This window comes from Aeromonas rivipollensis, assembly GCF_010974825.1.
In the GTDB taxonomy this organism is placed as follows: Bacteria; Pseudomonadota; Gammaproteobacteria; order Enterobacterales; family Aeromonadaceae; genus Aeromonas; species Aeromonas rivipollensis.
The window spans coordinates 42,012-66,594 of record NZ_JAAILA010000002.1 but is presented as its reverse complement, the minus strand read 5'-3'; the positions used below and the strand labels follow the sequence as shown (position 1 = coordinate 66,594).

General features: G+C 62.1%; 23 protein-coding genes. 11 read left to right on the top strand and 12 right to left on the bottom strand.

The genetic code is table 11. From position 1 onward, the window contains the following. Window position 1 precedes the first annotated feature (1 nt). A complete protein-coding gene (locus G4923_RS00435) occupies window positions 2-904 on the top strand; it encodes a LysO family transporter (protein WP_106887262.1) in 903 nt (300 codons plus the stop codon). A gap of 77 nt (window positions 905-981) precedes the next feature. Here the strand turns inward: G4923_RS00435 and iadA are convergent, their stop codons facing one another. Together iadA and G4923_RS00425 are read right to left on the bottom strand one after the other, a co-directional pair. Further along, window positions 982-2,112 carry a beta-aspartyl-peptidase gene (iadA, locus tag G4923_RS00430; RefSeq protein ID WP_163134888.1) on the bottom strand — a complete coding sequence of 377 codons (1,131 nt, stop codon included), beginning with the start codon at window positions 2,110-2,112 and terminating at the stop codon, window positions 982-984. 66 nt (window positions 2,113-2,178) lie between these two features. Next, the gene (locus G4923_RS00425; RefSeq protein WP_106887264.1) at window positions 2,179-2,961 is read right to left on the bottom strand and encodes an ABC transporter substrate-binding protein; all 783 of its coding nucleotides are present in this window, start codon (window positions 2,959-2,961) and stop codon (window positions 2,179-2,181) included. Between the two features lie 456 nt (window positions 2,962-3,417). On the opposite strand from G4923_RS00425, the gene G4923_RS00420 reads away from it, so the two are divergent. After that, a complete protein-coding gene (locus G4923_RS00420; RefSeq protein WP_111912782.1) occupies window positions 3,418-4,038 on the top strand; it encodes an acyl carrier protein phosphodiesterase in 621 nt (206 codons plus the stop codon). A gap of 34 nt (window positions 4,039-4,072) precedes the next feature. On the opposite strand, the gene G4923_RS00415 is transcribed toward G4923_RS00420, so the two are convergent. Next, a complete protein-coding gene (locus G4923_RS00415; RefSeq protein WP_111912780.1) occupies window positions 4,073-4,456 on the bottom strand; it encodes a DUF2069 domain-containing protein in 384 nt (127 codons plus the stop codon). Next, window positions 4,453-4,803, bottom strand: a complete 351-nt coding sequence (gene arsC / locus G4923_RS00410) for an arsenate reductase (glutaredoxin) (protein WP_111912778.1) — start codon at window positions 4,801-4,803, stop codon at window positions 4,453-4,455. Before arsC ends, G4923_RS00415 begins: the two co-directional genes overlap by 4 nt. Before the next feature lie 58 nt (window positions 4,804-4,861). Between arsC and G4923_RS00405 the strand changes: the two genes are divergently transcribed. Next, the gene (locus tag G4923_RS00405; protein ID WP_111912776.1) at window positions 4,862-5,344 is read left to right on the top strand and encodes a TlpA family protein disulfide reductase; all 483 of its coding nucleotides are present in this window, start codon (window positions 4,862-4,864) and stop codon (window positions 5,342-5,344) included. Window positions 5,345-5,428: 84 nt separating this feature from the next. Here the strand turns inward: G4923_RS00405 and bepA are convergent, their stop codons facing one another. Beyond that, window positions 5,429-6,883, bottom strand: coding sequence for a beta-barrel assembly-enhancing protease (gene bepA, locus G4923_RS00400; protein ID WP_353852474.1), 1,455 nt, complete (start codon window positions 6,881-6,883; stop codon window positions 5,429-5,431). Window positions 6,884-7,004: 121 nt separating this feature from the next. Here bepA and G4923_RS00395 point away from each other — a divergent pair, with 121 nt between their 5' ends. The 3 genes from G4923_RS00395 (at window position 7,005) to G4923_RS00385 (ending at window position 9,364) form a co-directional block, all read left to right on the top strand. Then, entirely contained in the window at window positions 7,005-7,235 is a 231-nt protein-coding gene (locus tag G4923_RS00395) for a sulfurtransferase TusA family protein (protein WP_106887269.1), read from the top strand. A 64-nt stretch (window positions 7,236-7,299) separates the two neighbouring features. Next, the gene (locus tag G4923_RS00390) at window positions 7,300-8,370 is read left to right on the top strand and encodes an AI-2E family transporter (protein WP_106887270.1); all 1,071 of its coding nucleotides are present in this window, start codon (window positions 7,300-7,302) and stop codon (window positions 8,368-8,370) included. A gap of 184 nt (window positions 8,371-8,554) precedes the next feature. Beyond that, window positions 8,555-9,364 carry a MipA/OmpV family protein gene (locus G4923_RS00385; protein ID WP_111912772.1) on the top strand — a complete coding sequence of 270 codons (810 nt, stop codon included), beginning with the start codon at window positions 8,555-8,557 and terminating at the stop codon, window positions 9,362-9,364. 76 nt (window positions 9,365-9,440) lie between these two features. Here the strand turns inward: G4923_RS00385 and G4923_RS00380 are convergent, their stop codons facing one another. Next, entirely contained in the window at window positions 9,441-10,241 is an 801-nt protein-coding gene (locus tag G4923_RS00380; RefSeq protein ID WP_106887272.1) for an alpha/beta fold hydrolase, read from the bottom strand. Window position 10,242: 1 nt separating this feature from the next. Further along, on the bottom strand, window positions 10,243-10,416 hold the full coding sequence (locus tag G4923_RS00375; protein ID WP_162627365.1) for a hypothetical protein: 174 nt from the start codon (window positions 10,414-10,416) through the stop codon (window positions 10,243-10,245). 131 nt (window positions 10,417-10,547) lie between these two features. Here G4923_RS00375 and ppk2 point away from each other — a divergent pair, with 131 nt between their 5' ends. Next, window positions 10,548-11,357 carry a polyphosphate kinase 2 gene (gene ppk2, locus G4923_RS00370; protein WP_139750749.1) on the top strand — a complete coding sequence of 270 codons (810 nt, stop codon included), beginning with the start codon at window positions 10,548-10,550 and terminating at the stop codon, window positions 11,355-11,357. 114 nt (window positions 11,358-11,471) lie between these two features. On the opposite strand, the gene G4923_RS00365 is transcribed toward ppk2, so the two are convergent. From G4923_RS00365 to yejK, 5 genes are all read right to left on the bottom strand, one after another. Beyond that, window positions 11,472-12,608 (bottom strand): ABC transporter ATP-binding protein, encoded by a 1,137-nt coding sequence (locus G4923_RS00365; RefSeq protein WP_163134887.1) that lies wholly within the window; start codon window positions 12,606-12,608, stop codon window positions 11,472-11,474. 69 nt (window positions 12,609-12,677) lie between these two features. Then, the gene (malG, locus tag G4923_RS00360; RefSeq protein ID WP_025326477.1) at window positions 12,678-13,568 is read right to left on the bottom strand and encodes a maltose ABC transporter permease MalG; all 891 of its coding nucleotides are present in this window, start codon (window positions 13,566-13,568) and stop codon (window positions 12,678-12,680) included. A gap of 12 nt (window positions 13,569-13,580) precedes the next feature. Continuing rightward, a complete protein-coding gene (gene malF, locus G4923_RS00355) occupies window positions 13,581-15,233 on the bottom strand; it encodes a maltose ABC transporter permease MalF (RefSeq protein WP_106887276.1) in 1,653 nt (550 codons plus the stop codon). 71 nt (window positions 15,234-15,304) lie between these two features. Further along, window positions 15,305-16,486, bottom strand: a complete 1,182-nt coding sequence (gene malE / locus G4923_RS00350; protein ID WP_106887277.1) for a maltose/maltodextrin ABC transporter substrate-binding protein MalE — start codon at window positions 16,484-16,486, stop codon at window positions 15,305-15,307. A gap of 396 nt (window positions 16,487-16,882) precedes the next feature. Further along, window positions 16,883-17,932, bottom strand: a complete 1,050-nt coding sequence (gene yejK, locus G4923_RS00345; protein WP_162627363.1) for a nucleoid-associated protein YejK — start codon at window positions 17,930-17,932, stop codon at window positions 16,883-16,885. Window positions 17,933-18,005: 73 nt separating this feature from the next. On the opposite strand from yejK, the gene G4923_RS00340 reads away from it, so the two are divergent. From G4923_RS00340 to G4923_RS00325, 4 genes are all read left to right on the top strand, one after another. After that, the gene (locus G4923_RS00340) at window positions 18,006-18,233 is read left to right on the top strand and encodes a YejL family protein (protein ID WP_011705556.1); all 228 of its coding nucleotides are present in this window, start codon (window positions 18,006-18,008) and stop codon (window positions 18,231-18,233) included. Between the two features lie 43 nt (window positions 18,234-18,276). Beyond that, complete coding sequence (locus G4923_RS00335) at window positions 18,277-20,124, top strand: DUF3413 domain-containing protein (RefSeq protein WP_163134886.1); 1,848 nt, start codon at window positions 18,277-18,279, stop codon at window positions 20,122-20,124. 261 nt (window positions 20,125-20,385) lie between these two features. Further along, window positions 20,386-22,536, top strand: a complete 2,151-nt coding sequence (locus G4923_RS00330; RefSeq protein ID WP_163134885.1) for a TonB-dependent hemoglobin/transferrin/lactoferrin family receptor — start codon at window positions 20,386-20,388, stop codon at window positions 22,534-22,536. After that, window positions 22,536-24,575, top strand: coding sequence for a prolyl oligopeptidase family serine peptidase (locus tag G4923_RS00325; RefSeq protein ID WP_163134883.1), 2,040 nt, complete (start codon window positions 22,536-22,538; stop codon window positions 24,573-24,575). The genes G4923_RS00330 and G4923_RS00325 overlap by 1 nt, the downstream gene beginning before the upstream one ends. Window positions 24,576-24,583 lie beyond the last annotated feature (8 nt).

The following is a 24,583-nucleotide window of genomic DNA, read 5'->3' as shown; positions in this document are numbered from 1 at the left end:
AATGTTGCTGAATGTGTTGCTGATCCTGCTGCCGCTGGTGATTGGCTATCTTGTCCCCCTCTCCTCCACCCGGCTCATCAAGCTGATCAATCAGTCGCTGGGCAAGATGGTCTATCTCATCCTGTTCCTGATGGGGCTGGGGCTGGCCTATGTGGAGAACCTCGGCAGCAACCTGGCGGTGATCTTCAAGGTAGCCGGGGTAATGCTGGCCGCCATCACCGCCTGCAACCTGCTGGCACTCTGGTGGCTGGACAGACGCAGCCCCCCCACCCATGAGGCGAGCGACGCCAAGATGCCGAGCAAGCTGCATCTGTTGTGGGAGTCCCTCCAGCTCTGCTTCGTGGTGCTCGGCGGCGTGCTGCTGGGGCTGCTGGTGGACTTGCGCGCCCTGCCCATCGACAAGTGGAGCGAGTGGGCCCTGATGCTGTTGCTGCTGCTCATCGGCATCCAGATGCGCAACTCCGGCATGCGGCTGCGCCAGATCCTGCTCAACCCCTGGGGCATGAAGATAGCCGCCACCGTCATCCTCAGCAGCTGGCTCGGCAGCCTGCTGGCGGCCCAGTTGCTGGGGATGCCCTCTAGCCACGCCCTGGCGCTCGCCTCCAGCTTCGGCTGGTATTCGCTGTCGGGCATACTGGTGGCCGACAAGCTGGGGCCCGTGCTCGGCTCCGCCGCCTTCATCAACGATCTGGGACGCGAGCTCATCGCCATCCTCATCATTCCGGTGCTGATGCGTCGCCACCCCTCCGCCGCCATCGGCTATGGCGGCGCCACCGCGCTCGACTTCACCCTGCCGGTCATCCAGAAATCCGGCGGCATCCAGGTGGTGCCGGTGGCCATCGTCTCGGGCTTTATCCTGAGCCTGCTCGGCCCCATCCTGATCCTGGGCTTCCTCGCTATCTGAGCCTGGATAAACCACTCAGGCGGAAAAAAGCCCGGCAGCAGTACCGGGCTTTTTGTTGGTTCAGGGGCGCACCATCTCTAGGTTCGCCACTGGCCACCGCTCATCACTCTCTCGATGGCGAGGTGCTCCGGCGCTATCAGCAGCAGATCCGCATCCTGCCCCACCCCTATCACCCCCTTGCCAGCCAACCCCAGGGCTCGCGCCGGATTGGCCGTGACCACCCCCAGGGCGACCTCGAGCGACACCCCGAGGGCGCAGGCACGAACGCACTCCTGCCACAGGCTGGCAATCTGGCCGCAGCGCATCTCCACAAGGCGCCCCTCGCCGTCAAATCGCGGCAGGCTGGCGTTGGCATCCGAGCTGAAGCTGATGCGATCGGCAGGCACACCGGCCGCCAGCAGCACCACCAGCGCCTCTGCCGCCAGTTGCTCGCCATCGTCCAGCAGCTCGGGGAAGCTCGAGGTGGTGAGATCGATCCAGCCCCCCGCCCTGCCCCAGTCGATGGCCTCGGCAAAGAGCCAGGGGTTGCGGTTGCAGTGGGTGGGATAGAGCTGGCGCAGGGGAATGTCGGTGCCATCACGCAGGGCCCGCAGGGGGGCCAGGGCCCCGCGGCCATCCCCGATGTGGAAGAAGCTGACCCCGCTCTTGCCCGCGAGCAGCCCGGCCACCCGCGCCTCGCTCACCAGCCGTGCCAGCTCATCCCGAGTCGGCGCACTGGATCTGTGATCGCTGATGGCCAGCTCCCCCACCCCCAGCACCTCGGGGATCAGCATGATGTCCGACTCCACCCTGCCGGTGAGGGTCTTGACCGGCAGGTGATAGGAGCCGGTATACATGTAAGCGCTCACCCCGGCGGCGCGAAACTCGCGCACCTTGCCGAGCACCTGGGCCGGGGTGCGGGTCAGGCTGTCGGTGCCGAGCGCCGCCACCAGGGTGGTGACACCCGCCGCCAGGGCCTCCCCCGCCCCGAGTTCAGGGGTGCGAAAGGCAAAGCCGCCCTCCCCACCGCCGCCGGTGATGTGGGCCAGGGGATCCACCAACCCGGGCACCAGATAGCGGCCACGGCCGTCGACGCGCACCAGCGGCCAGTCAGGGGGGACTGTCAGCCCCTTGCCCAGCCAGGCGATGCGGCCGTCGGCCACCAGCAGATCCTGCTGGCCGAGCGGGGCCGGGCTATGAATTTCCGCACCCTCGATCAGGGTCAACATGGGCATCTCCTTGTTTCATCACCGCTTGCTGCGAAAAAAGAGAGGGAGCAAGCTCCCTCCCCCCCATCAACCACCATAAATATCGTACTTGAAGTACTTCTGGTTGATCTCCTGATACTTGCCATTGGCCCGCAGGGCCTTGATCGCCTCATCCAGCTTGGCCTTGAGATCCTGATCGCCCTTGCGTACCGCAATTCCCATGCCGTCACCAAACCACTGGCGATCGGTCAGGGCCGGCCCCACATACTCGAACTTGTCCCCGCCCGCCTTGCTGAGCAGCCCCTGATCGATGGCCGAGGCGTCGGCCAGCAAGGCCAGCACCCGGCCCGCCTTCAGATCGAGGTAGGCCTCATCGGCATTGCCGTAACGCACTATGGTGACGTCGGAGCCAAAGTTATCCGTCAGGTACTTGTCGTGGGTGGTGGCGCGCTGCACACCTATGCGCTTGCCTGCCATCCCCGCCGGGGTCAGCTCCAGCGTCGTGCCCTTGGCCGCCACGAAGCGGTTGGGGATATGGGCATATTTCGCGGTGAAATCCACCTTCTTGCGCCGCTCGTCGGTGATCGACATGGCGGCGATGATCCCGTCGTATTTGCGCGACAACAGGGCCGGGATCATGCCGTCCCAATCCTGCGCCACCAGCTCGCACTTGACGGCCATCTGCTGGCACAGGGCATTGGCGAGATCGATGTCAAAGCCCTTGATCTCCCCCGACGCATCGGTCCAGGAGAAGGGAGGATAGGCGCCCTCCACACCGAAGCGCACGGTTTTCCACTCCTTGGCCATGACGGGGGTGGTGAGCAGGCAGGCAGCAAACAGGGCTGACAGGGTCAGTTTGGTATTCATCATGAGTACTCCATTACATAGAAAGCGCACAGGCGCGGTCAAGGCATCGCAAGCCTGGGCAAGCGATGGCCAACAAACGGCAAAACGCGGATGAGCGAGATCACGCCCCCATGGGTATCAATGATCGACAGATATCAATGATCGACAGATATCAATGATCGACGGGTATCAATGATTGGTGGGCGTCAATAAGCTGCTCCGGGGCCTCGATCTATTCGTCGAACCACTCGGAGAGGTAGAAAGGCTTGAAGTAGAAGGCCAGAAAAAAGCCTCTGGCTTTGCGCATCATGATGGTTTGTCGCGTCCTGTGACAAAGATGAAAGCCACCTTAGCACGCCCCAAATTTGCCCTGCAAGAGGGGCTTGCAGGGCCATCGCAAAATTCTGACCATGGCCAACAGAACCAGGATCCTCTAGGCTCTGAACACCTTGTCATCGACCTGCCAACGACCCTGATCCCATGAATTACCTGGCGCACCTCCATCTGGCGGCCCACACCCGAAGCTCACTCACCGGCAACCTGCTGGGGGACTTCGTCAAGGGGCCCCTGCCCACGGGCCTCGCGGCCCATTTCGATGAGGGGATCTGGCTGCACCGCAAGATAGATGCCTTCACCGATGCCCACCCCGAGCACAGGGCGGCGGTCGCCTGCTTCGAGGCACCCTGGCGCCGCTTTGGCGGCATCCTGGTGGACATGCTCTACGACCACTGGCTGAGCCACCACTGGCAGCAATTCAGTCCGGATCCCCTGCCCCGCTTCCTGCAGCAGAGCTATGGCCAGCTGCTGGCGGATCACGCCCGCCTACCGGAGGGGCTGCCCATGGCCCTCAAGCGGATGGCCGAGCAGGACTGGATCGCCTCCTACGGACGCCGGGAGGGGCTGGGTCAGGCCCTCAACGGCATAGGCCGGCGCCTGCGTCGTCCCCTGCTGCTGGGGGAGGCGCTCCATACCCTGGATGAGGGCCGCTGGCGCGACTGTGAGCTGGGGTTTCTGCGCTTCTATCCCGAGGTGATGCGCTTTAGTGAGGGGCAACTCACCCACTACCGCGCAGGCCAGGACGAGGCGGGATCAGGACAATGAAAAACGCCCCGAGCGGGGCGTTGAGAGGGAGGTATTACTGCACTTCATCCTTTTTCTTGCGGATGCTGAGGCCAAGCTCACGGCCGCGCTGGCGGGCGTAATAGATGGTGCCGACGAAGGCCAGGGTAGTGAACACCAGCTCCACCACCGCCAGCCACCGCTCCCCTTCATCCGTGGTGATGAGCGTCAGGGCGTGGAGGAAGTAGGGCATCAGCACGAAGTTGCCCCAGGCATGGGTGTAGGGGTTGCCCTGCACTATGCCCTTCAGGGGGAACAGCAACGGCACAGTCCAGATCACCGGCAGCAACCAGGGGTTGAGATCCGGGTGGGGCGAGAGCCACAGATGCCAGAGGATGACCCAGGCCAGCAGGCCAAAGAAGCCGACCAGAGTCAGCAGACGGGCGAAGCGGGTGCTCACTTGAGGATCTCCAGCACCAGCTCGGGGGGGCGGCCGATGCGGGCCTGGCCATTCTTGATGACGATGGGGCGCTCGATGAGCTTGGGGTGCTGGTGCATGGCACGAATGAGGGCATCGCCGTTCACATCAGCCAGCCCCAGCTCCTTGTAGAGATCTTCCCTGGTGCGCATCAGCTGGCGCGGATCGGCAAAGCCCAGCTGGGTCAGCAGGGTGCGGATATCATCCTCGCTCGGCGCCTGTTCCAGATAGAGCACCACCTCAGGGGCTATCCCGTGCTGTTCCAGCAAGGCCAGGGTTTCACGGCTCTTGGAGCAGCGCGGGTTGTGATAGATTTGGGTCTCGCTCATGGTAACTCCCTGATATTGCAAGATGGGACAACAAATGGCGCTATTGTAGGGGAAACGGATGGGCAGGGTAAGCGGGAGGGCTGTGGAAATGAAACGAATATGTTGGCTGATTGTGGCCGCCCTGCTGGGCGCCTGCACGCCAGCCCCCCAGTTCACCGACGGGACGGGCAAAAACCTCAGCCTGAGCGCCCTGACGGGCAAGCCGCTGCTGGTCAACTACTTCGCCCCCTGGTGCGCCCCCTGCCTGCGGGAGATGCCACGCCTCAACGCGCTGGCGGCGGAGGGCCAGATCGCCGTGGTGGCCATCAACTACGATCCGACCACCCCGGCAGAGCTGGGCCAGCTGGCAACCCGATACGAGATCAAGGTGCCGCTGCTGATCGCCAATGCGGATGCCAGCCTCCCCTTCCCGCGCCCGGGCGCCCTGCCCACCAGCTATCTGCTCGATAGTGAGGGCAAACTCAAGCAGACACTGGTCGGCGAGCTCGACCAGCAGCAGATCGAGATGCTCAGAGCGGCCGCCAGCAGCCTGAGTCACTAGCGCGGCGCGCTCCGACATCAACACCATAAACAACAAGGGCGCACCGTGGTGCGCCCTTGTTATATTGGCAAATGCCCGGTGTCGTTAGCCCTTGAGGCTATCGAGATCCTTCTTCGCCCGCTCCAGCTGGGTGATACGCGCCTCTATGCGGGCCAGGGTCAGCTTGTCGCTAGTGGTGCCACGGGCCACGATCAGCTCGTCGATGGCCGCCTGGTAATCACCGCGCAGGGAGAGGGTCTCCGCCCGCGCCATGTGCAAGTCCGTCATCCTTCCCGCCTTGCGATAGGCATCCGACAGCAGGCTCCAGGCCAGGCTGTTCTCGTCGTGCTCCCGGGCATAAGGATCCAGGATGGCGATGGACTTCTTGTAGTTGCCCGCCTCCAGATAGGCGTTGCCGAGGTTGACCACCACCACCTCGTTGTCCGGCATCCGGGTGCGGAAGCGCTCCAGCCGGGCGATGGCCTGGGCGCTGCGCCCCTTGGCGAGATCGATGTCGGTCAAGGCATCCACCACGAAGAGATCTTCCGGATGGCGGGCGGCCAGACTCTGCATCAGGGTATCGGCCTCGTCGGTGCGCTTGAGCTGCAACAGGGCCAGCGCCTTGCCATAGGTAGCGGCGTCTTTGAGGGGGTAGTCCCCCTTCTGCAGGCGGCTGTCGAAGTAGGTGAGCAGCGCCTGGGGGCTCTCGGTGCCGTAGCGCACCTGGATGCGCACCTTGGCCAGCCAGAAATCGAGGCTGGGGGGCAAGGCGCGGCGGCCATAGCTGTTGGCGCGGGCGCGGGCTTCGCTGATCCGGGTCTCCGGCAGGGGGTGAGTCAGCAGCATCTCGGGCGGCTTGCTGGCGTAACGGTACTCCGCCGCCAGTTTCTGGAAGAAGCTGGCCATGCCCATGGGATCGAAACCGGCGTCATAGAGCGTCTTCATGCCGATGCGGTCAGCTTCGTACTCGTTGTCCCGGGTATAGTTGATGGCCGACTGCATGGAGAGCCCCAGCGTAGTCTGCAGCGCGGCTATACCTGCGGTGGGGTTGATCACCGCCAGCGCAATGGAGCCCACCAGACCGGCCAGGGTCATGGCCGAGCTGCTCGCCTGCGCCTCCATGTAACGGGCTATGTGGCGCTGGGTCACGTGGGTGATTTCGTGAGCCAGCACCGAGGCCAGCTCGCTCTCGTTGTCGGCGTAGAGGAAGAGGCCGGTGTGCACCTTGACCCGCCCGCCGAGGAAGGCGGCCGCGTTGATGCTGGGATCATTGATGAGGAAGAAGGTAAAGGGGAAACGCACCCCGTCGGCATTGGTGAGCAGTCGCTGACCCAGATCGTCGATGTATTCGCTCAGCACGGGATCATCGATGATGGGCAAACCCGCCCGGGCAAACCGCATGAAGGCATTGCCATAGCGCACTTCCTGCTCGATGGGCAGGGCGGCAACCCCGGCGGTGCCGATGTCGGGCAGCTGGTTGTTCGCCTGAGCCTGAAAGGTCGCGCTCATCAGGGATATCAGCAGGGGAAGCGATGCCATCAAGGGGGAAAAACGGGCCACAGTGTTTCTATCTCCATCAGAAGGGGCTCGGGCAGAATACCCTTGCCCATCAAGGCCCACAAGCGTTGTTTCATACTGGTATCACGGCCATAATGACCACCACGCACGCGATGGAATCCTCATGGAACAGCTCGACCTGACACCCTGGCGTTGTCCCGAGCCGCTGATCCGGCTCAAGCTCTGGTTGCGCCAGGCAAGACCCGGCCAATCCCTGCACCTCATACTGGGGGATGCCGGCTCCCGGCAGGACATTCCGGCCTACCTGCAACGCCTGGGCCACAGCGTCCGTCCCCTGGAGGAGTCCGCCGCCCGCCTCTCCCTGCTGCTCGTGGTCGGGAGCCGGCCATCATGATGTCGCCAGGCCCCGGGCTGCACCTTTCCATCTTGATAACACGGTAAACACCAAGGAAGCCTCGATGTTAGATGTATTGAAGCGCTGGTATCAGACCCGTTTTTCCGACCCCGATGCCGTTGCCCTGTTCCTGCTGCTGGTGTTCTGCTTCGCCGTGCTCTGGCTGTTCGGCGATCTGCTGGCCCCCCTGCTGGTGGCCGTGGTGATGGCCTATCTGCTGGAGTGGCCGGTCAGCCGCCTGCAACGCACCGGGCTCTCCCGCCCCCTGGCCACCAGCCTGGTGCTGCTGCTGTTTCTCTCTGTGACCACCATGATGCTGCTGGGGCTCATCCCCACACTGGTGAGCCAGGGGGTCAACCTCGCCAAGGAGGCGCCCTCCATGCTGGCCCATGCCCAGGACGCGGTGCGCACCCTGCCGGAAAAATACCCCGAGATAGTCGACGTCAGCCTGGTCGAAACCATCATAGACAACATTCGCCAGCGCATTCTGGCCGGGGGGGAGCAGCTGGTGAGCGCTTCCCTCAGCTCCCTCATCAACGTGGTGGCCATCCTCATCTACGCCATCCTGGTACCCCTGATGGTGTTCTTCATGCTCAAGGACAAGCAGGTGCTGATGGGCGGCCTGCGCCGCTTCCTGCCCCGCAATCGCACCCTGGTCAACCGGGTCTGGGTGGAGATGAACGATCAGATCATCAACTACATCCGCGGCAAGGTGATCGAGATCCTCATCGTCGGGGTGGCGACCTACATCCCCTTCGCCCTGATGGGGCTGCGCTACTCGGTGCTGCTGGCGGTGGCGGTCGGCTTCTCCGTGCTCATCCCCTACATAGGGGCGGTGGCGGTGACTGTGCCCGTCGCCATGGTGGCCCTGTTCCAGTGGGGGCTGACCCCGGACTTCGCCTGGCTGATGGTGGCCTATCTGGTCATTCAGGCGCTGGACGGCAACCTGCTGGTGCCCCTGCTCTTCTCCGAGGCGGTCAACCTGCACCCTGTGGCCATCATCATCGCCGTGCTGGTGTTTGGCGGGCTCTGGGGATTCTGGGGAGTCTTCTTCGCCATTCCCCTGGCGACCCTGGTGAAAGCTGTGCTCAACGCCTGGCCCAAGCGGGACGAGACGCCCCGCCCTACCCCCTGATGAGAAGAGAGGCTTTCGCCTCTCTTTTTTATTACCGCGAACTCATCGACCACGGACTCGGTTCCCGCCTGAATCCAGCTGCAGCACAACGACGCTATCGACTTGAATTTCAAATAAAAACAGGCTTCACTGACAAGGCCATCGGCAGTATGCTCTGCCAGCCCCGACTCTGAAGGATCAGTCCATGTCCCCTGTTCGCCCCCTGCACAGCGCCGCGCTTGGCGCGCTCCTGACCCTGCTGTTCGCGACCCCGGCCCGGGCCGAGGTCGATCTCGGCTCCCTCGATATCTTCGTGCAGGACAGCCCCACCAGCCCGGTGCCCAAGGGACTGGTGCTGGGTGGCGCCGTCATCGGTGGCGATGCCCGCTATCAGGGCCAGGATGACACAGCCCTTGCCGTACCCGGCTTCATCTACTTCGGCGAGCAGTTCATGTTCCTCGGGGACAGGGCCCGTTACTACTTTCACAAGGATGACAGTTTCGCCGCCTACGGTTACGGCAGGATGCGCTTTGGCAACCTGGATCCCGACGATGCCCCCGAGCTGGCCGGCATGGAGGAGCGCAAGTGGGAGCTGGAAGGGGGCATAGGCGCCAGCCTCATCACCCCCTATGCCCTGCTCAGCACCCGCCTCAGCACGGACGTGACCGGGCGCAGCAACGGCCAGGAGCTGCTGCTGTGGGCCGACTTCCCCATATTGCGGGACAGGCTGCTCATCATGCCCGGCATGGGGATGATGATCCGCAGCGACAAGATGGCGAACTACTACTTTGGCGGCGTCTCGGGGGGCGAGGCCACGGGGCTGCGCCCAGAGTGGGACACGGGCACCACCCTCTCACCCATGGCGGCCATCATCACCAGCTACCGTTTCAGCCCACACTGGATCGGCATGTTTGCCGCCAACTACGAGCTCTACGACGACGACATCGCGGACAGCCCCATAGTCCAGCACAAGGGGGAGCTCTACGCCGGCTTCGCTGTGGGTTACATCTGGTAACCCGGCCACCATCAAACAAGAAGGGAGCCATGGGCTCCCTTCTTGTTTGATGTGACTGGCGCGCGGCAAGGGGCCATCACAGGGTCGCCAGAAACTCGGCCAGGGTCCGGTTGACGAACTCGGGGTTCTCCAGGGTCGAGATGTGGCCCGCGGCCGGGATCTCCTTGAAGGGGCAGGCCAGTGCCTCGGCCATCAGATAGCCCTCCAGCACAGGGCGCGCCTTGTCCTCGCAGCCTGTCATCACCAGGCTCGGCACGTCCATCTCTTCGAGCCACTCGATGCGATCCTCCCGGGTCACGAAGCTGCGCCCCACCGCCACCAGGCTAGCCACCTGATCCGCTGGCCAGCTGGCGAGGCGTGCCTTGAAGCCGCTCATCAGGGCGGGATCCGGCTCATGGGCAAAGAACAGCGGCGCCACCTGATCGATGACGGGGGCCGGCAGACTGCCAAGCTGCTCTATCATGGCCAGCATGCCGAGGTAGCGCTCGCAGGGGATCTGGGGCTCCCAGCCAACGAAGGTGTCCATCAGCACCACACCCTTGAGCCGCGCCGGGGCCATCCTGACCAGCTCCACGCCCCACATGCCGCCAATGGAGAGCCCCACCAGCACACACTCCTCTATGTCGAGGGCATCGAGCAGTGCCAGGTGATGCCGGGCCAGGGTCTCAAGGGAGCAAGGGCCTTCCGGCACGGGGTCGGAATCCCCGTGGCCCCAGAGCTCGGGCACTATGCAGCGATAGCTACTCTTGAGCGCCTCGACTTGCGGTGCCCACATGGCACTGTCCCACAGGTAGCTGTGGCCAAAGAGCAGCACAGGGCCCTGCCCCTCGTCCAGATAGGCCATGCGGCGGCCCGCTATCTCCATAAAATGCTTCATGTTATCTCCTGTTGCCAGCTGCCGATGATGAGACGGCAGTGCAAATCGCCATAAAGGGCTTGATGTTTTTGCTATTGCCAGCGGCTGATAAGGCGGCAGTATAAATCGCCATACATGGCTTCATGTTTTTTCTGTTGCCAGCTGCTGATGATGAGACGGCAGTATCAATCGCCATAAATTACCTCATGTTTTCTTCTGTGTTGCTGGCAGCGATGGGGCGGCAGTGTAACACGCCGACCTTGGCAGTGGCGCCTCCCTGGTGCAAGCTGGGGTGACGCACAGAAAGGACTCAAACAGGAGAAGATCATGCCGAAGGAAAAGAGCAAGAAACGCCCGCGCCTGGACAAGAAGACCTATGAACACCATCTCACCCACCTGCAGGAGGAGCTGGTCAAGCTGCAGGAGTGGGTCAAGCAGGAGGGGCTAAAGGTGGTGGTGCTGTTCGAGGGGCGCGATGCCGCCGGCAAGGGGGGCGTCATCAAGGCGATCACCGAGCCCCTCAACCCCCGGGTCTGCCGGGTCACCGCCCTGCCCGCCCCCTCGGACAGGGAGCGCACCCAGTGGTACTTCCAGCGCTATGCCGCCCACCTGCCCTCGGCGGGGGAGATGGTGCTGTTCGATCGCTCCTGGTACAACAGGGCCGGGGTGGAGCGGGTGATGGGCTTTTGCACCGACGCCGAATACCGCGAGTTTCTGCGTGCCTGCCCCGAGTTCGAGCGGATGCTGACCCGCTCGGGCATCACCCTCATCAAGTACTGGTTCTCGGTCAGTGACGAAGAGCAGGAGAAGCGCTTCAAGGAGCGCATCAACACCCCCATCAAGCGCTGGAAATTCAGCCCCATGGACTTGCAGTCCCGTTCCCGCTGGGTGGAGTACTCCCGCGCCAAGGATGACATGTTCACCTACACGGATACCGAGGACAGCCCCTGGTTCGTGGTCGATGCCGACGACAAGCGCCGTGCCCGCCTCAACTGCATCGCCCACCTGCTCGGCAAGGTGCCCTACGAGGCTATCCACTACGAGCCCATCAAGCTGCCCCCCATCAAGACCGAGGGCTATGAGCGCCCGCCCCTGGCCAGCCAGACCTTCGTACCCGACATCACCGCAGAGCTCTAAGCCTTCACCCCGTCACCCCGCCCGCCCGGTTTCCCACACGGCAGGCAATAAAAAGCCGGTCATTCGACCGGCAAAAAGGCATTGAATACTATGGAAACCTGCACTGCAACACCATCAGGTGCGGATATATCTGGCGGTACGGGGGAACGCCTGCTCCTTGACATCGAACAGGTAGCAGGCCTCGGCCGGAATGCCGACGCTGTACTCCTGACCCGTGGCCACGTCCACATCTGAGCTGGCCTTGACGGTGAAGTCGTGGCCATCCACGTCCATGTAGACGAAGGACTCGGCCCCCAGGTGCTCTGCCACCTGGACTATGCCGCTCACCTTGCTGTCGGCGTGGGCGTGATCCAGCGGCACCAGGTGCTCGGGACGAATGCCCAGTTCCACCTTGTCACCGACAGAGCCGCTGCGGGCATCGACCCGGGCACGCACTGTGTCGCCGGAAGTCAGCTTGACCACGCACTCCTGCTCGCCTATCTCCAGCAGCTCCCCCGCCAGGAAGTTCATCTTGGGTGAGCCGATGAAGCCCGCCACGAACTTGTTGTCCGGGTTGTGGTAGAGCTCGAGCGGCGTGCCGAACTGCTCCAGGTTGGTGGTCGCCTCGCCCTTGAGCGGGCTCAGCACCACGATGCGGTTGGCCAGGGTCATGGCCTCCACCTGATCGTGGGTCACGTAGATGATGGTGGAGTTGAGCTCCTTGTGCAGCTTGGCGATCTCGATGCGCATCTTGACCCGCAGGGCGGCATCCAGGTTCGACAAGGGTTCATCGAACAGGAACACCTGCGGCTGCTGCACTATGGAGCGACCTATGGCCACCCGCTGGCGCTGACCGCCGGAGAGGGCCTTGGGCTTTCTGTCCAGCAGGGGTTCGAGACCCAGGATCTCGGCGGCACGCATCACCCGCTTGTGGATGTTCTCCTTGTCCATCTTCTTGAGCTTGAGGCCGAAGGCCATGTTCTCGTAGATGTTCATGTGGGGGTAGAGGGCGTAGGACTGGAACACCATGCCCACGTTGCGCTCCACCGGCGGCACGTCGTTCATGTAACGACCGCCTATGGTCAGCTCACCGCTGGTGATGTCCTCCAGCCCTGCGATCATCCGCAGCAGGGTGGACTTGCCACAACCGGACGGACCGACGAAGACGATGAACTCCCCTTCCTTGATGGCCAGGTTGATGTTGCGCAGCGTGTCCTTGTGGACAGCCGGATCGTAGTTTTTGCGAACGTTGTTGAGTACTACTTCAGCCATGACGAGCTCCGCTCTGAAATCTGTGCAAATCGTGATAGTCGGGGGAGCACTCCCCCGGCCATTAAAACCTTAACCTTTCACACCGCCCGCAGTGAGGCCACCCACCAGCCAGCGCTGCGCCATGAGGAAGACGACAGTGATGGGCAGACCGGACAGCACGGCGGCAGCGGCAAAGTCACCCCACAGATAGTTCTGCGGATAGAGGTATTGCTGGGCACCGACCGCCAGGGTCAGGTTGTTCACATCCTGCAGCAGGATGGAGGCCACGGGCACCTCGGTGATGGAGCCGATAAAGGCCAGAATGAAGACCACCGCCAGTATGGGCACCGACAGGGGCAGCAGGATCAACCTGAATGCCTGCCAGGGGGTCGCACCATCGATGGCCGCCGCCTCTTCCAGGGAAGAGTCTATGGTCTCGAAGTAGCCCTTGATGGTCCAGACATGCAGCGCTATGCCGCCCATGTAGGCCAGGATCAGACCGCCGTGGGTGTTCAGACCCAGCCAGGGGATGTAGTCGCCAATCTTGTTGAACAACGCATAGATGGCCACCAGCGCCAGCACCGCCGGGAACATCTGGAAGATCAGCATCCCCTGCAATATGGTCTGCTTGCCACGGAACCGCAGGCGGGCAAACGCATAGGCACAGGTGGTGGAGAGCACCACTATCATCAGGGCCGTGATGCCCGCGATCTTGATGGAGTTCCACAGCCAGGTCAGCACAGGGAACGGCGGTGGCGTTATGCTGCCATCGGCGTTGGTGATGGACATGCCAAGCGCCAGCTTCCAGTGATCCAGGGTCGGGTTGGAGGGGATTATCTCCCCCACCGAGAAGTTGCCGTTACGGAACGAGATGGCGATAACCATGATCACCGGGAAGATGATCAGCGCCAGGAAGCCCCACATGACCAGGTGGGTTGCCCACACCCGGTATTTCACTGATTTGGGTTGTACGATAGCCATTGAGAAGCCTCCTTACAGCTTGTCCGCTTTGGACAATTTCAGGTTGAGCAGTGCAAGCGCGCCGACGATCAGGAAGATGGCGGTGGCGATGGCACTGGCCAGACCGTAGTCCTGACCACCCGAGCCCTGGAACGCGATCCGGTAGGTGTAGTTCACCAGCAGATCCGTGGTCCCGGCCGGGGTACTGGCCCCTATGATGTCCGGCGCCCCGTTGGTCAACAACTGGATAAGCACGAAGTTGTTGAAGTTGAAGGCAAAGGATGCAATCAACAGCGGAGTCAGCGGCTTCATCAGGAGCGGCACTGTGATCTTGAAGAAGTTCTGTACCGGACCCGCACCGTCCATGGCAGACGCCTCATAGAGATCTTCCGGGATGGCCTTGAGCAGGCCCATGCAGAGGATCATCATGTAGGGGTAGCCGAGCCAGGTGTTGACGATGAGGATCATCACCTTGGCCAGGAAGGGGGTGGTGTACCAGTCCGGCTTGATGCCGAACGCCGCTTCCAGGAACAGGTTGATCTCGCCGAAGTTCTGGTTGAACAAGCCCTTGAACACCAGGATGGAGATGAACGCCGGTATCGCATAGGGCAGGATCAGCATGACCCGGTAGAAACCGCGCCCCCTGAGCTGCTCCCACTGCACCAGACAGGCCATCACCATGCCGATGGCCAGAGTGAAGGCCACTGAGCAGGCGGAGAAGATCACGGTCCAGACGAAGATCTGCATGAAGGGACCCTGGATACCCGGGTCTGTCATGATGCGGACGAAGTTCTTCCAGCCCACGCTCACCACGAAGCCAGGGGCCATGCCCTTGCCGACGAAGTGACCGTCAGCATCTATGTACTGATAGAAGCCGGTATCGCCGTTGGGCAGCATCAGCTCGCCGTTCTGGTTGTCCCGCAGCAGGTTGCCGTCCTTGATAACGACACCGGACTTGAGCACGGCCCCGTCAACCAGCTGGGTATAGAGCGGCTTTTGCGCCGCAAACTTGCGCAGGCTGCTCAGGGTCAGGTGGATGTTGCCATCCGGCAGCACCAGATCCAGGGCGCTCAGGTGAGTGCGGTGATCGACGATGGCACGTATGGGTGCCGCCTGGTCGAGCGCTTCCCCGTTCAGGGGTTGCAGCTGAACAACCTGTGGCTCGTCACGGACCCGTCCTTCACGGACGGCCAGGGTACGCGCCTTGTTGTTCAGCAGGGTAAGGGGTTGACTGATAAAGGATTGGTCGTCCTGTTGCAGCAGCAGCTGAAACTGATTGTTCTCACCACCCAGGAGGGTGAAATCGAATTCACCGCCAGTCACCTTATAGATTTTTTTCAGATGGAAATCCCGTGCCTGCTCGAGAGAGAGCAGGTTGGCACCCGAGTAGTTGGTGAAGGCGATGCCGATCGTGTAGGCAAGAGGGAAGATGATAAAAACAACCATGCCTGCCACACCGGGGAAGATATAGCGGTGGGCATAGGTCTTCTTGTTCATGAAGACATAGAGACCGACAGAAACGACCACCAGATCGAGCAGGGCAAACACCCACTCGCCGCTGGCATACATCATCACAGCCGCATAACCATTAAGCACTGCAATCAGTGCCGCCATGGTCCACTTCAGCCAGACGTACTTGTCTTTCTTCGGACCGGCATAGGATTCGATAGAAGGTACAACTTCCATGCCAATTAACCTTTATTGCGCCAAGAGAGATTGGAGAGAGTGGGAGGCCCGAAGGCCTCCCTGGTGCTAGCTTACTGGACGATGCGCTTGGCAGCGGTATCCAGGGCCTCGTCAACGCTCTGACGGCCAGAGGTGACGTTCTTGAGGGCTGTTTCGAAGGAAGACCAGAAACGGCTCATCTCAGGCACGGACGGCATCGGCTCGCCATTCTGGGCGTTCTGCATGGTGGCCTTGATGTTGGCATCGGATTCCAGCGTCTTCTGGAAGGACTTCAGTGCCACGGCGCCCAGCGGCTTGTCGGCGTTCACCGGTGCCAGACCGGCGTCGGTCAGCAGGTAGTTTTCCAGGAACTCGATGGCCAGATCCTTGTTCGGGCTGGCGGCGTTGATGGTGGCACCCAGTACGCCAACGAAGGCTTTGGCCGGCTTGCCGTTCAGGGTCGGCAGCGGCGCTACGCCGTACTTGATGCCGCTCTTGTCCAGGTTGCTCCAGGCCCAGGGACCGTTGATCATCATGGCCACTTCGCCCTTGTTGAACTTGGCATCCATGACACCGTAGTCGATGCCTTTTTCCAGGTGACCGGATTTGATCATCTCGGAGATGTAGCCCACACCGGCCTTGGCGCCTGCGTTGTTCACGCCGGTGTCTTTCACGTCATAACCGGTAGCGGTCTTCTTGAAGGCATAACCACCGTTGGCAGCCACCAGGGGGTAGCTGAAGTAGGGGGTGTCATAGGCCCACATGATGGCGCGCTTGCCACTCTTCTTCAGCTCTTCGTCGATCTTGGCGATCTCTTCGAAGGTCTTGGGCGGGTTGGGCAACAGATCCTTGTTGTAAATCAGGCTGACGGCTTCGACCGCGACCGGGTAGCCATAGGTCTTGCCATCGACTGCCATGGCATCCCAGGCGAACTGCTCGAACTTGGCCTTGGTGGCGGCGTTCGGCGTCACTGGCACCAGCAGACCGGCCTTGACCCACTCACCATAGCGGTCGTGAGCCCAGAAGAAGATGTCCGGGCCGTTGCCGGTGGCGGCGGCTTGCTGGAACTTCACTTCTACCTGGTCCGGGTGCGCAACGGTCACCTTGATGCCGGTCTCGGCTTCAAACTTCTTGCCTACTTCGGCCAGGCCGTTGTAGCCCTTGTCACCGTTGATCCAGATGGTCAGCTGACCTTCGTCAATCGCAGCAGTGGCTGAGCAAGCCACACCCAGGGTAGCCAGACCGATCAGGGATGACAGCAATTTCTTTTTCATGAGCCTTTCCTTGTATTAGTTCCGCGCTGTAAGAGCATTGTGTGCGAGATGAATATTATCCCAAGCCTGCAACGCCTCACATGACACGCCTCGCATTTTTGAAATGCAATTACGTATTTTCTTCCAGAAAGTTATGAAAACATTTTCTTATTTCAGCGACTTATCGGGATTTATCGCCATATTTTTGGCCTTACATGGAAAACTAATTACCAAAAAGAAATAAATTTACACCATTGAAAGGGGTTTCACCCCATTGAAAACCCTTTCAACTCCATTATTTTGTTTAATGTGTTAACAAAAGTACCAAGCCGGATTCCAGGTTCATCTCCCCCTTAAATAAAAAGGCACCGGAGCGAACTCCGGTGCCTTTTTGCCAGAAATGGTGACTGGATCACATTATGACTGACGCAGCAGCTGATCCTTGAGGTTGGGCGGCACGCCACGTATGGTCAGGGTGTCGGTCTGGGGATCGTAGAAGACCCGGCTGTTCAGCAATTTCTGCTCGAAGCTCAGGGTCAGGCCGCCACCCGAGCCGACAAACTTGGTCAGGCCGCGCAGGGTGGAGCGATCGGCCGGGAAGCGATCTTCCAGCTCGTATTCCTGACCGATGAAGCTGTAAAAATCGAGATCGCCATCGCCAGGCAATTCCGCCGAGAGCTCCTTGATTTCGATCTCTTCACCGGCGCTCGCCTGCTCGGTGCAATATTTGAAGACCTGCTTCTTGTAATCATTGCGCTCGGCGGGTTCGAGCTGGCGGCTGTCGCAGTAATCGTCCACCGCCTGCAGCAAGCCTTTATTTTGTACCTTGGCATCCATGCCCTCGCGGGCACCCAGCAAGTCCATGAAAAAGTCCCCCAGCTTGCGGCCAACCCGCCCCTTGCTGAAGGTGATATAACGGCGAGAATCAGGCTGGGTTTTCCACTCGGTCAGATCGATGCGGGCCACCAGGTTGAGTTTGCCGATATCCAGATAATGGATGTGACGCAGGTCCAGCGCCTCGCTGACGGTGACGCTCTCCTTGCCCTCCAGCAGGGCAATCATCAGGTAATCGACCCCGACATAGTTGTATTTGGCAATCAGCAGCACGCCCTGCTCGTCCAGGGCGTGCTCCACCAGCTGCTTGACCAGCATCTGGGTCAGGGTGATAGAGAAGGGGACGAATTCGGTCTGCTCGCCAAGCAGCTGTTCGAGGGCGATGCGAAAGGCCGGAGACGGCTGCTTGGGAGCCTCTTCACCTTCTGCCAGCTCGGCGACGGCGGCTTCCGGGTCGGCAAAGAAACCGAAGCCCTTGCCACCCTTGCCGTTGTAGATGCGATGCAGTTCAGCCATCAGCCCTTGCACCGCCTCGTCGGCAGGCAGAGTCTGACTGCGGGTATCGGCGTGCGGCTGACCGTCATTGCCGGCGCGCAGGGAGTGAAGAATGATCTTGTCGATATCGAGACTCATGTCACAAAGCCATAGTGTTAGCCGAAAGGGTGAAGTATTATAAGGCGCTTTGAACCGAGATGAACCCAAGATTATGCCCATCGTATCAAAGTACAATAACGAGCAGTTTGACGCCCTGATGAACGACCTGATCACCGCCCTGGAGAAACACAAGGCGCCGGTGGATCTCAGTCTCATGGTGCTTGGCAACCTGACCACCAACATCATCAACGGTATGGCCCCGGCCCAGCGTCAGGCGATCACCGAGAAGTACATCCAGGCGCTCACCGCCTCGGTGGATCATCGCCACGATGCTCACTGAGTTTCTTCGCATTCTTTGATGTTTTTCAAGCAGATGGATCATTATGGTCGAAACCGGCAACCCCTATCGTGATAACGTCTCTCGCCTGATCACCTGGGGGCATTGGTTCTCCTTCTTCAACATCATCCTGGCCATGCTGATCGCGACCCGCTATCTGGGTTCCATCAGCTGGCCATCGACCACGCTCGGGGTCACCTATCTCATCATCAGCTGGATAGGTCATTTCTCGTTCCTGAGCTTCGTCACCTATCTGCTGACCGTCTTCCCCCTGAGCTTCGTGCTGCCCAGGGAGAAGCCCCTGCGCTTCATTTCGGCCATCATCGCCACCCTGGCGCAGGTGCTGCTGCTCATCGATACCCAGGTCTTCCAGCTATTCAAGTTCCACTTGAATGGTCAGGTGTGGCAACTGCTGCTGGATCAGGCCCAGACCGAAGAGGGCTCTATCTGGAGCATCATCTTCGTCGCCGTGCCCACCATCTTCCTGCTGCAATTGCTGCTGTCGGCCTATGTGTGGCGCAAGATCAACAAGCGCAAGCGTCGCCAGTACGGCAATCAGGTGGGGCTGGCCCTGCTGGTCTGCTTCATGCTGACTCACCTGGTCAACAGCTGGGCCGATGCGACCCTGTATCAGCCCATCACAATGCAGCGCGCCAACTTCCCGCTCTCCTATCCCATGACAGCCCGAAGCTTCCTGGCCAAGCATGGCTGGCTCGATCTCGAGCAGTATGAGAAGAAGGCCGAGAACCAGGGCAGCGCCGAGCATCGCCTGCTCTATCCCCTGCGCCCCCTCAGCGTGAGCGCGCCGAGCGAGCACAAGAACCTGCTGGTGGTGGTGGTCGACTCCCTGCGGGCCGACATGCTCAACAACATCAACATGCCCAATCTGCAGCGCTATGCGGATCAGCACCTCAACTACAGACGCCACATGAGTGGCGGCAACGATGACGCCATGGGGATGTTCGGCCTCTTCTACGGGCTGCCCGGCCACTACTATGGCGACATCCGTGCCGACAAGCGCCCGCCGGTGCTGTTCGACGAGATGCTGCGCCAGGACTACCAGTTCGGCCTGTTCGGTGCCCTGGAAGACGCCAAGCAATATCAGCAGAGCCTGCTCGCCGGCCTGCGCAAGCAGGTGTTTGTCTCCCGCCAGAGTGATGACACTCGCCTCATCGGCGACTGGCAACAGTGGCTTGGCACGCGCACAGCAGACAGGCCCTGGTTCTCTCTGGTCTATCTCTCGAGCCCGGGCGATTATCAGGTGCCCGCCAGCCTCAAGGGCCCCTTCCAGCCCGAGCTGACCCGGTTCAACCCGGCCACCGCCTATAGACCCGAGAACCTGCAAAAGCTGGAGAATCGCTACAAGAACTCGGTGTTCTACACCGATCAATTGCTGGAGCAGATGCTCTCCCAGCTGCAGCTGCAGGGACTGAGCGAGCAGACCATAGTCGTCATCACCTCCAATCACGGCCAGGAGTTCAACGAAACCCAGAGCAACAGCTGGGGCTATGGCAGCAACTACTCCCCCTATCAGGTGCAGGTTCCTTTGGTGCTCGCCTGGCCCGGCGTCGAGAGCCAGCCACAGGAGCAGGCAAGCAGCCACCTGGACCTGGTGCCGACCCTGATGAAGGGCATGTTGGGGGTACGCAACCCCCCTCGCGACTACAGCACGGGGCGCAGCCTGTTTGACACCAGCCCGCGCAACTGGCTGCTGGCCGGCGATCAGAATGACTTTGCCATCTATCAGGACAACACCATCACCCAGTTCAACAAGCAGGGTGACTTCGAACTGCTGGATCGCAACACCTATCGCCCCATCAAGCACGGCACCCCGGACATGGGCGCCATGATCCAGGTGATGAACGAACTCAACCGCTTCTATCGCACCCCCTAGGTGCTCTGATGGATCCAATCAGCCCGCCTTCTCGGCGGGCTTTTTATTGTCTCGAGATCCAGGAGGGACGCACCTTATCCCCTCCACCGGCCAGTGCCATTCGCAAACGTATGCTCTGCAACTACTGACTCTTCTCTCAAAAAACCTCAGTCCGATCAAGACCATAAAACAAAGATGATAATGATTATCAATCGTTGATACGGAGGGATTCATCTGCAATAATCCGCGCCCTCCAGGCTTAAATAAAAATCATTATCAACAATGAAAACACTGCTTCACTACTGGCCCATGCTGCTGTCCGGTACAGCCCTGGCCGCCAGCGATCCCGCCGGGACAGATCCCGAACCCAGGGCCCACGAGACCATAGTGGTCAAGGGGCAGCGCATCGAGCAGAAGCTGTCCGATGTCTCCGGCTCCATCACAGTCATCACGGAAGAAGAGCTGGATCGCCAGGTCGCCACCGAGCTCACCGATGTGTTCAAGAACGAGCCCGGGGTCTCGGTGACCGGCTCCGCCGGTCGGCCGCAAAACATCATCATCCGCGGCATGGGCGGCAACCGGGTGCTCATCATCAAGGATGGGGTGCGGGTCAGCGACGGCTTCGGCGCCGATGACCTCAACGACAAGGTGGGCCGTTTCAGCTTCGATCTCGATGACGTCAAGCAGATCGAGGTCGCCAAGGGTGCCGGCTCCTCCCTCCATGGCTCCGACGCCATCGGCGGCACCATAGTCATCTCCACCAAGCAGCCGGAGGACTACCTGCAGGGGCAGGATGCCTATCTCGGCAGCAAGGTGTTGCAGGACGGCGGCAGCGACAAGCAGAAGCTGAGCGCCACCGGCGCCGCCCGGGTGCTGGATAGCGAGCACCTGCTGCGGGTCTCCGGCTGGCAGGGGCACGAGACCGCCAACTATGACGAGAGCCGCATCCCGGCGGATCTGGACGGCCTCAGCGCCTCCACCAGCTCCCGCTTCCCGTTGAACGATCACCACCTGCTGCGCCTGGAGCTCGACTACTTCGAGGACAATGCGCAGCGGGATCAGGGACCGCGCGAAGTGCCCCAGCCCGATGGCAAGTGGCAGGTGCGCCAATACAATGAGCAAGGCAGCCAGCGCACCCAGGGGGGCAAAATTGGCTGGGAGGCGAGCGATCTCGGCAGCCTGCTGGCGGATCAGTTCACCTGGAGCCTCTATGGCAACCACTCCAAGAACAGCGCCAACAAGCGCAGCCTGCTGCAAAACGACCTGCTGAGCGGCTATCCCCGCTACCGCAGCGAGCGAGAGCTCTCAACCTTCACCGAAGACCGCGTCGGCAGCGAGCTGGACGTGCGCCGGGATTTCGTCACCGGCGACCTTGCCCACAAGCTGAGCTACGGCGTCGAGCTGGAGCGTACCCGCCACGAGCGGCCGGTGGAGAAGCTGAGCCTGGAGGCGGGCGTGCCCCAGCCCAGCCAGTCCGAGCCCTTCAGCAGTGCCCGCACCGACCGGGCCGGGGTCTGGCTCGGCGACGTGGCCACCCTGGGCCGGTGGCAATTCACCCCCACCTTGCGCATGGATCACCAGTGGCTGCGCCCGCAAGATGGCAATCAGGGCGAAAACCACAGCTGGCATCTCTCCCCGAGCCTGGCCACCAGCTACCGCGTCAACGAGCAGTGGCGCAGCTGGCTCAGCTATGCCAACGGCTTTCGGGCCCCCTCCTACGACAAGGTGTACGGCAACATTCCCCACTACTTCGCCCTGCCGCCGTTCCAGATCATCGCCAACACGGATCTGAAGGAGGAGACCAGCCACAGCTTCGAGTGGGGTTTGAGTGGCGAGGGGGAGAGCTGGAGCATCAAGCCGGCCCTCTTCTACAACCGTTACTACAACTTCATCGACTGGCGCGAGGTGGGGCTGCGCCTGAGTGACGGCGTCATACTTCGCCAGTACCGCAACGTGGCCAAGGCCGAGACCTGGGGCGCGGAAATCGCCGCCAGCTACTGGCTGACCCAGGAGTGGGAGCTGGCCACCAAGCTCGGCTGGGTCGATGGGGAAGACAGCCAGGGCGAGGCGCTGCGCACCTTGACGCCTCTCGAGGGCAACACCCGCCTGAGCTACCAGACCCATGACTGGAGCCTGGGGGTGCAGGCGGACTACGCCGCCGCCATGGACAGAGTGCCCAGCTGCGGCAACAGCCTGACCAAGCGCCAGGATGCCTGCCTCACCAGCGCGGGCTGGTTCAGCCTCGCCATGACGGCGGACTGGCTGATCACCGATGCCCTCAAGGTCAACCTCAAGCTCGATAACCTGTTCGACACCCGCTACACCCGCTATCAGGATGTGGCCGGGCTGGAAGCCGGTACCGACGCCGGACTCTTCACCCAGAGCGGCCGCACCTTCAGTGCCAGCCTGCGCTACACCTTCGTGGGGATCTGATGCACAGCCTGCTTCTACTGGCCAGCCTGCTGGCCACCCCGGCCCCTGCCGCCCCGCTTCCTGAGGCAACCCAGGAGGCCGCGCCCCTTATCCCCGAGCGCCCACTGCTAATGAAGGGGGAGATAGCCCGCCTCGATCCCTATGGCGGCTGGCGTGACGACAGTCGCCGCGCCTCCGAGCTGCTAACGCTGCTGCGCGAGCAGAACCGCTGGACCGAACAGCAGCTCGCCGGCCAGCAGCCGCTTGCGAAGACGCTGCAAGCCGAGTGGCAGACCAGAGAGCGGGGCGAACCCCTGCCAGAGGAGTGGCTGACCGAGGCCGGCAGCCAGTGGCGCATGGCGGCGGACGGCAGCCTGTGGCAGCGCAGCGACGCAGGCTCCGCCCCCCGCCAGCGGCTGGCCCCCCGTCAACCCGACCAGGGTTATTACGAGATTGCCGCCTGGGCCCTGCACCCAGATGGCCGCCTGCTTGCCCTGGCCGAAGACCACCGAGGGGACAGGGACTACCGCATCACCTTGCTGGATCTGGCGAGCGGCGAGACGCTCGCCTCTTTTCCACACCGCGCCAGCGATCTGCTCTGGAGCCTAGATGGCAAGGCCCTCTATACGGTCGCCAACGAGCGCCACACCCTGCGCCCCTGGCAGCTGTGGGCCTGGCAGGCAGGCAAGGAGGCGCTGCTGCACCAGGAGGCCGATCCCGCCTGGCTGCTCAGCCTCTATCGCACCACGGACAAGCGTCACCTCATCTTGCAGAGCAACAACCACGACAGCTCGGAGCAATACCTGCTGGATGAGGGCGGTCCTACCCTGCTCAAGCCCCGTGAGAGCGGGCTCGAGTACTACCTGGATACCCAAGGGGACAGGGTGCATGTCAAGAGCAACCGGGACGGGGCTATGGGTCTCTATCAGGCGCCCAGCCTGGCTCAGGTAGCGAGCGGGCCCTGGCAACCCCTCTGGTCAGGCGAGGGCCGGGAACTCGAGAAGTGGCGCCTGTTTGCCCACCACACTGTGCTGCAATACCGCAAGGCCGGGGACGACTGGCTCGATGTGCTGGATGCAGGCGGCAAGCTGACCCACAGCCTGGCGCTCACCGAAGGGGCCGGCACGGCCTGGATCCAGGGTGCCCACGACCCCGCCAGCCAGCAGATCCTGATCCGCCGCCAGGGCATGGCCGAGGCGCCGCACCAGCGCTGGCTGGATCTGGCCTCCGGCACCTGGCGCCAGGAGCAGCCAGCCTCCTCCTCTCCCTACCAAAGCGAGCGGCGCTGGGTGGTCGGCCGGGATGGCGTCCGGGTGCCTGTCTCCCTGGTGTGGCGCAAGGACATTCAGGCGCCCAAGGCGCTGCTGCTCTACGGCTATGGTGCCTACGGCACTCCCATGCGCCCCTACTACCAGCCCCAGGTGCTGAGCCTGCTGGATCGCGGCTTCGTCTACGCCATCGCCCATGTGCGCGGCGGCGGTCTGCTGGGAGAGATGTGGTACAAGGAGGGTCGCGGCCAGCAGAAGCAACACAGCGTGGACGACTTCCTGGCGGTGGCAGAGAGCCTGGCCCGGGATCCCGCCATCGATCCCGCCCGGCTGTTCGCCATGGGCGGCAGCGCCGGCGGTCTCTTGGTAGCGGTGGCCCTCAATCAGGCGCCGACCCGCTTCGCCGGGGCCGTGCTGCAGGTGCCCTTCGTCGACCTGCTCGGCACCATGCAGGATCCCGAGCTGCCCCTCACCCGCCAGGAGTACGAGGAGTGGGGCAATCCGGCCATCCCGGCCGACTATGCGGCCATGCGTCGCCTGAGCCCCTACGACAACCTGCACGCGGCCCCCTACCCGCCCCTCTATGTGACGGCCGGGCTGCACGACAGCCAGGTGCCCTACTGGGAGCCCCTCAAGTGGCTGGCCCGCCTGCGGGCCCACAGCACAGGGGCCGGACCCTATCTGCTGCACACCGAACTCGAGGGGGGCCACCTGGCCAATCCCCGCACGGCCGAGCTGCGCGCGGCCCGGGAGTATGCCTTCCTGCTCTCCCTGGCGGGGGTCCGTCACTGATGCCCCCA

Coding starts and splice junctions, on each gene's coding strand:
- G4923_RS00380 (WP_106887272.1), bottom strand. CDS start 10,241: ATGAAGCATTTTATGGAGATAGCGGGCCGCCGCATGGCCTATCTGGAC.
- G4923_RS00385 (WP_111912772.1), top strand. CDS start 8,555: ATGTCCCCTGTTCGCCCCCTGCACAGCGCCGCGCTTGGCGCGCTCCTG.
- G4923_RS00325 (WP_163134883.1), top strand. CDS start 22,536: ATGCACAGCCTGCTTCTACTGGCCAGCCTGCTGGCCACCCCGGCCCCT.
- G4923_RS00335 (WP_163134886.1), top strand. CDS start 18,277: ATGGTCGAAACCGGCAACCCCTATCGTGATAACGTCTCTCGCCTGATC.
- yejK (WP_162627363.1), bottom strand. CDS start 17,932: ATGAGTCTCGATATCGACAAGATCATTCTTCACTCCCTGCGCGCCGGC.
- G4923_RS00390 (WP_106887270.1), top strand. CDS start 7,300: ATGTTAGATGTATTGAAGCGCTGGTATCAGACCCGTTTTTCCGACCCC.
- G4923_RS00340 (WP_011705556.1), top strand. CDS start 18,006: ATGCCCATCGTATCAAAGTACAATAACGAGCAGTTTGACGCCCTGATG.
- G4923_RS00365 (WP_163134887.1), bottom strand. CDS start 12,608: ATGGCTGAAGTAGTACTCAACAACGTTCGCAAAAACTACGATCCGGCT.
- malE (WP_106887277.1), bottom strand. CDS start 16,486: ATGAAAAAGAAATTGCTGTCATCCCTGATCGGTCTGGCTACCCTGGGT.
- ppk2 (WP_139750749.1), top strand. CDS start 10,548: ATGCCGAAGGAAAAGAGCAAGAAACGCCCGCGCCTGGACAAGAAGACC.
- malG (WP_025326477.1), bottom strand. CDS start 13,568: ATGGCTATCGTACAACCCAAATCAGTGAAATACCGGGTGTGGGCAACC.
- malF (WP_106887276.1), bottom strand. CDS start 15,233: ATGGAAGTTGTACCTTCTATCGAATCCTATGCCGGTCCGAAGAAAGAC.
- iadA (WP_163134888.1), bottom strand. CDS start 2,112: ATGTTGACCCTGATCGAGGGTGCGGAAATTCATAGCCCGGCCCCGCTC.
- G4923_RS00425 (WP_106887264.1), bottom strand. CDS start 2,961: ATGATGAATACCAAACTGACCCTGTCAGCCCTGTTTGCTGCCTGCCTG.
- G4923_RS00405 (WP_111912776.1), top strand. CDS start 4,862: ATGGGCAGGGTAAGCGGGAGGGCTGTGGAAATGAAACGAATATGTTGG.
- G4923_RS00375 (WP_162627365.1), bottom strand. CDS start 10,416: ATGGCGATTGATACTGCCGTCTCATCATCAGCAGCTGGCAACAGAAAA.
- G4923_RS00435 (WP_106887262.1), top strand. CDS start 2: ATGTTGCTGAATGTGTTGCTGATCCTGCTGCCGCTGGTGATTGGCTAT.
- arsC (WP_111912778.1), bottom strand. CDS start 4,803: ATGAGCGAGACCCAAATCTATCACAACCCGCGCTGCTCCAAGAGCCGT.
- G4923_RS00330 (WP_163134885.1), top strand. CDS start 20,386: ATGAAAACACTGCTTCACTACTGGCCCATGCTGCTGTCCGGTACAGCC.
- G4923_RS00420 (WP_111912782.1), top strand. CDS start 3,418: ATGAATTACCTGGCGCACCTCCATCTGGCGGCCCACACCCGAAGCTCA.
- G4923_RS00395 (WP_106887269.1), top strand. CDS start 7,005: ATGGAACAGCTCGACCTGACACCCTGGCGTTGTCCCGAGCCGCTGATC.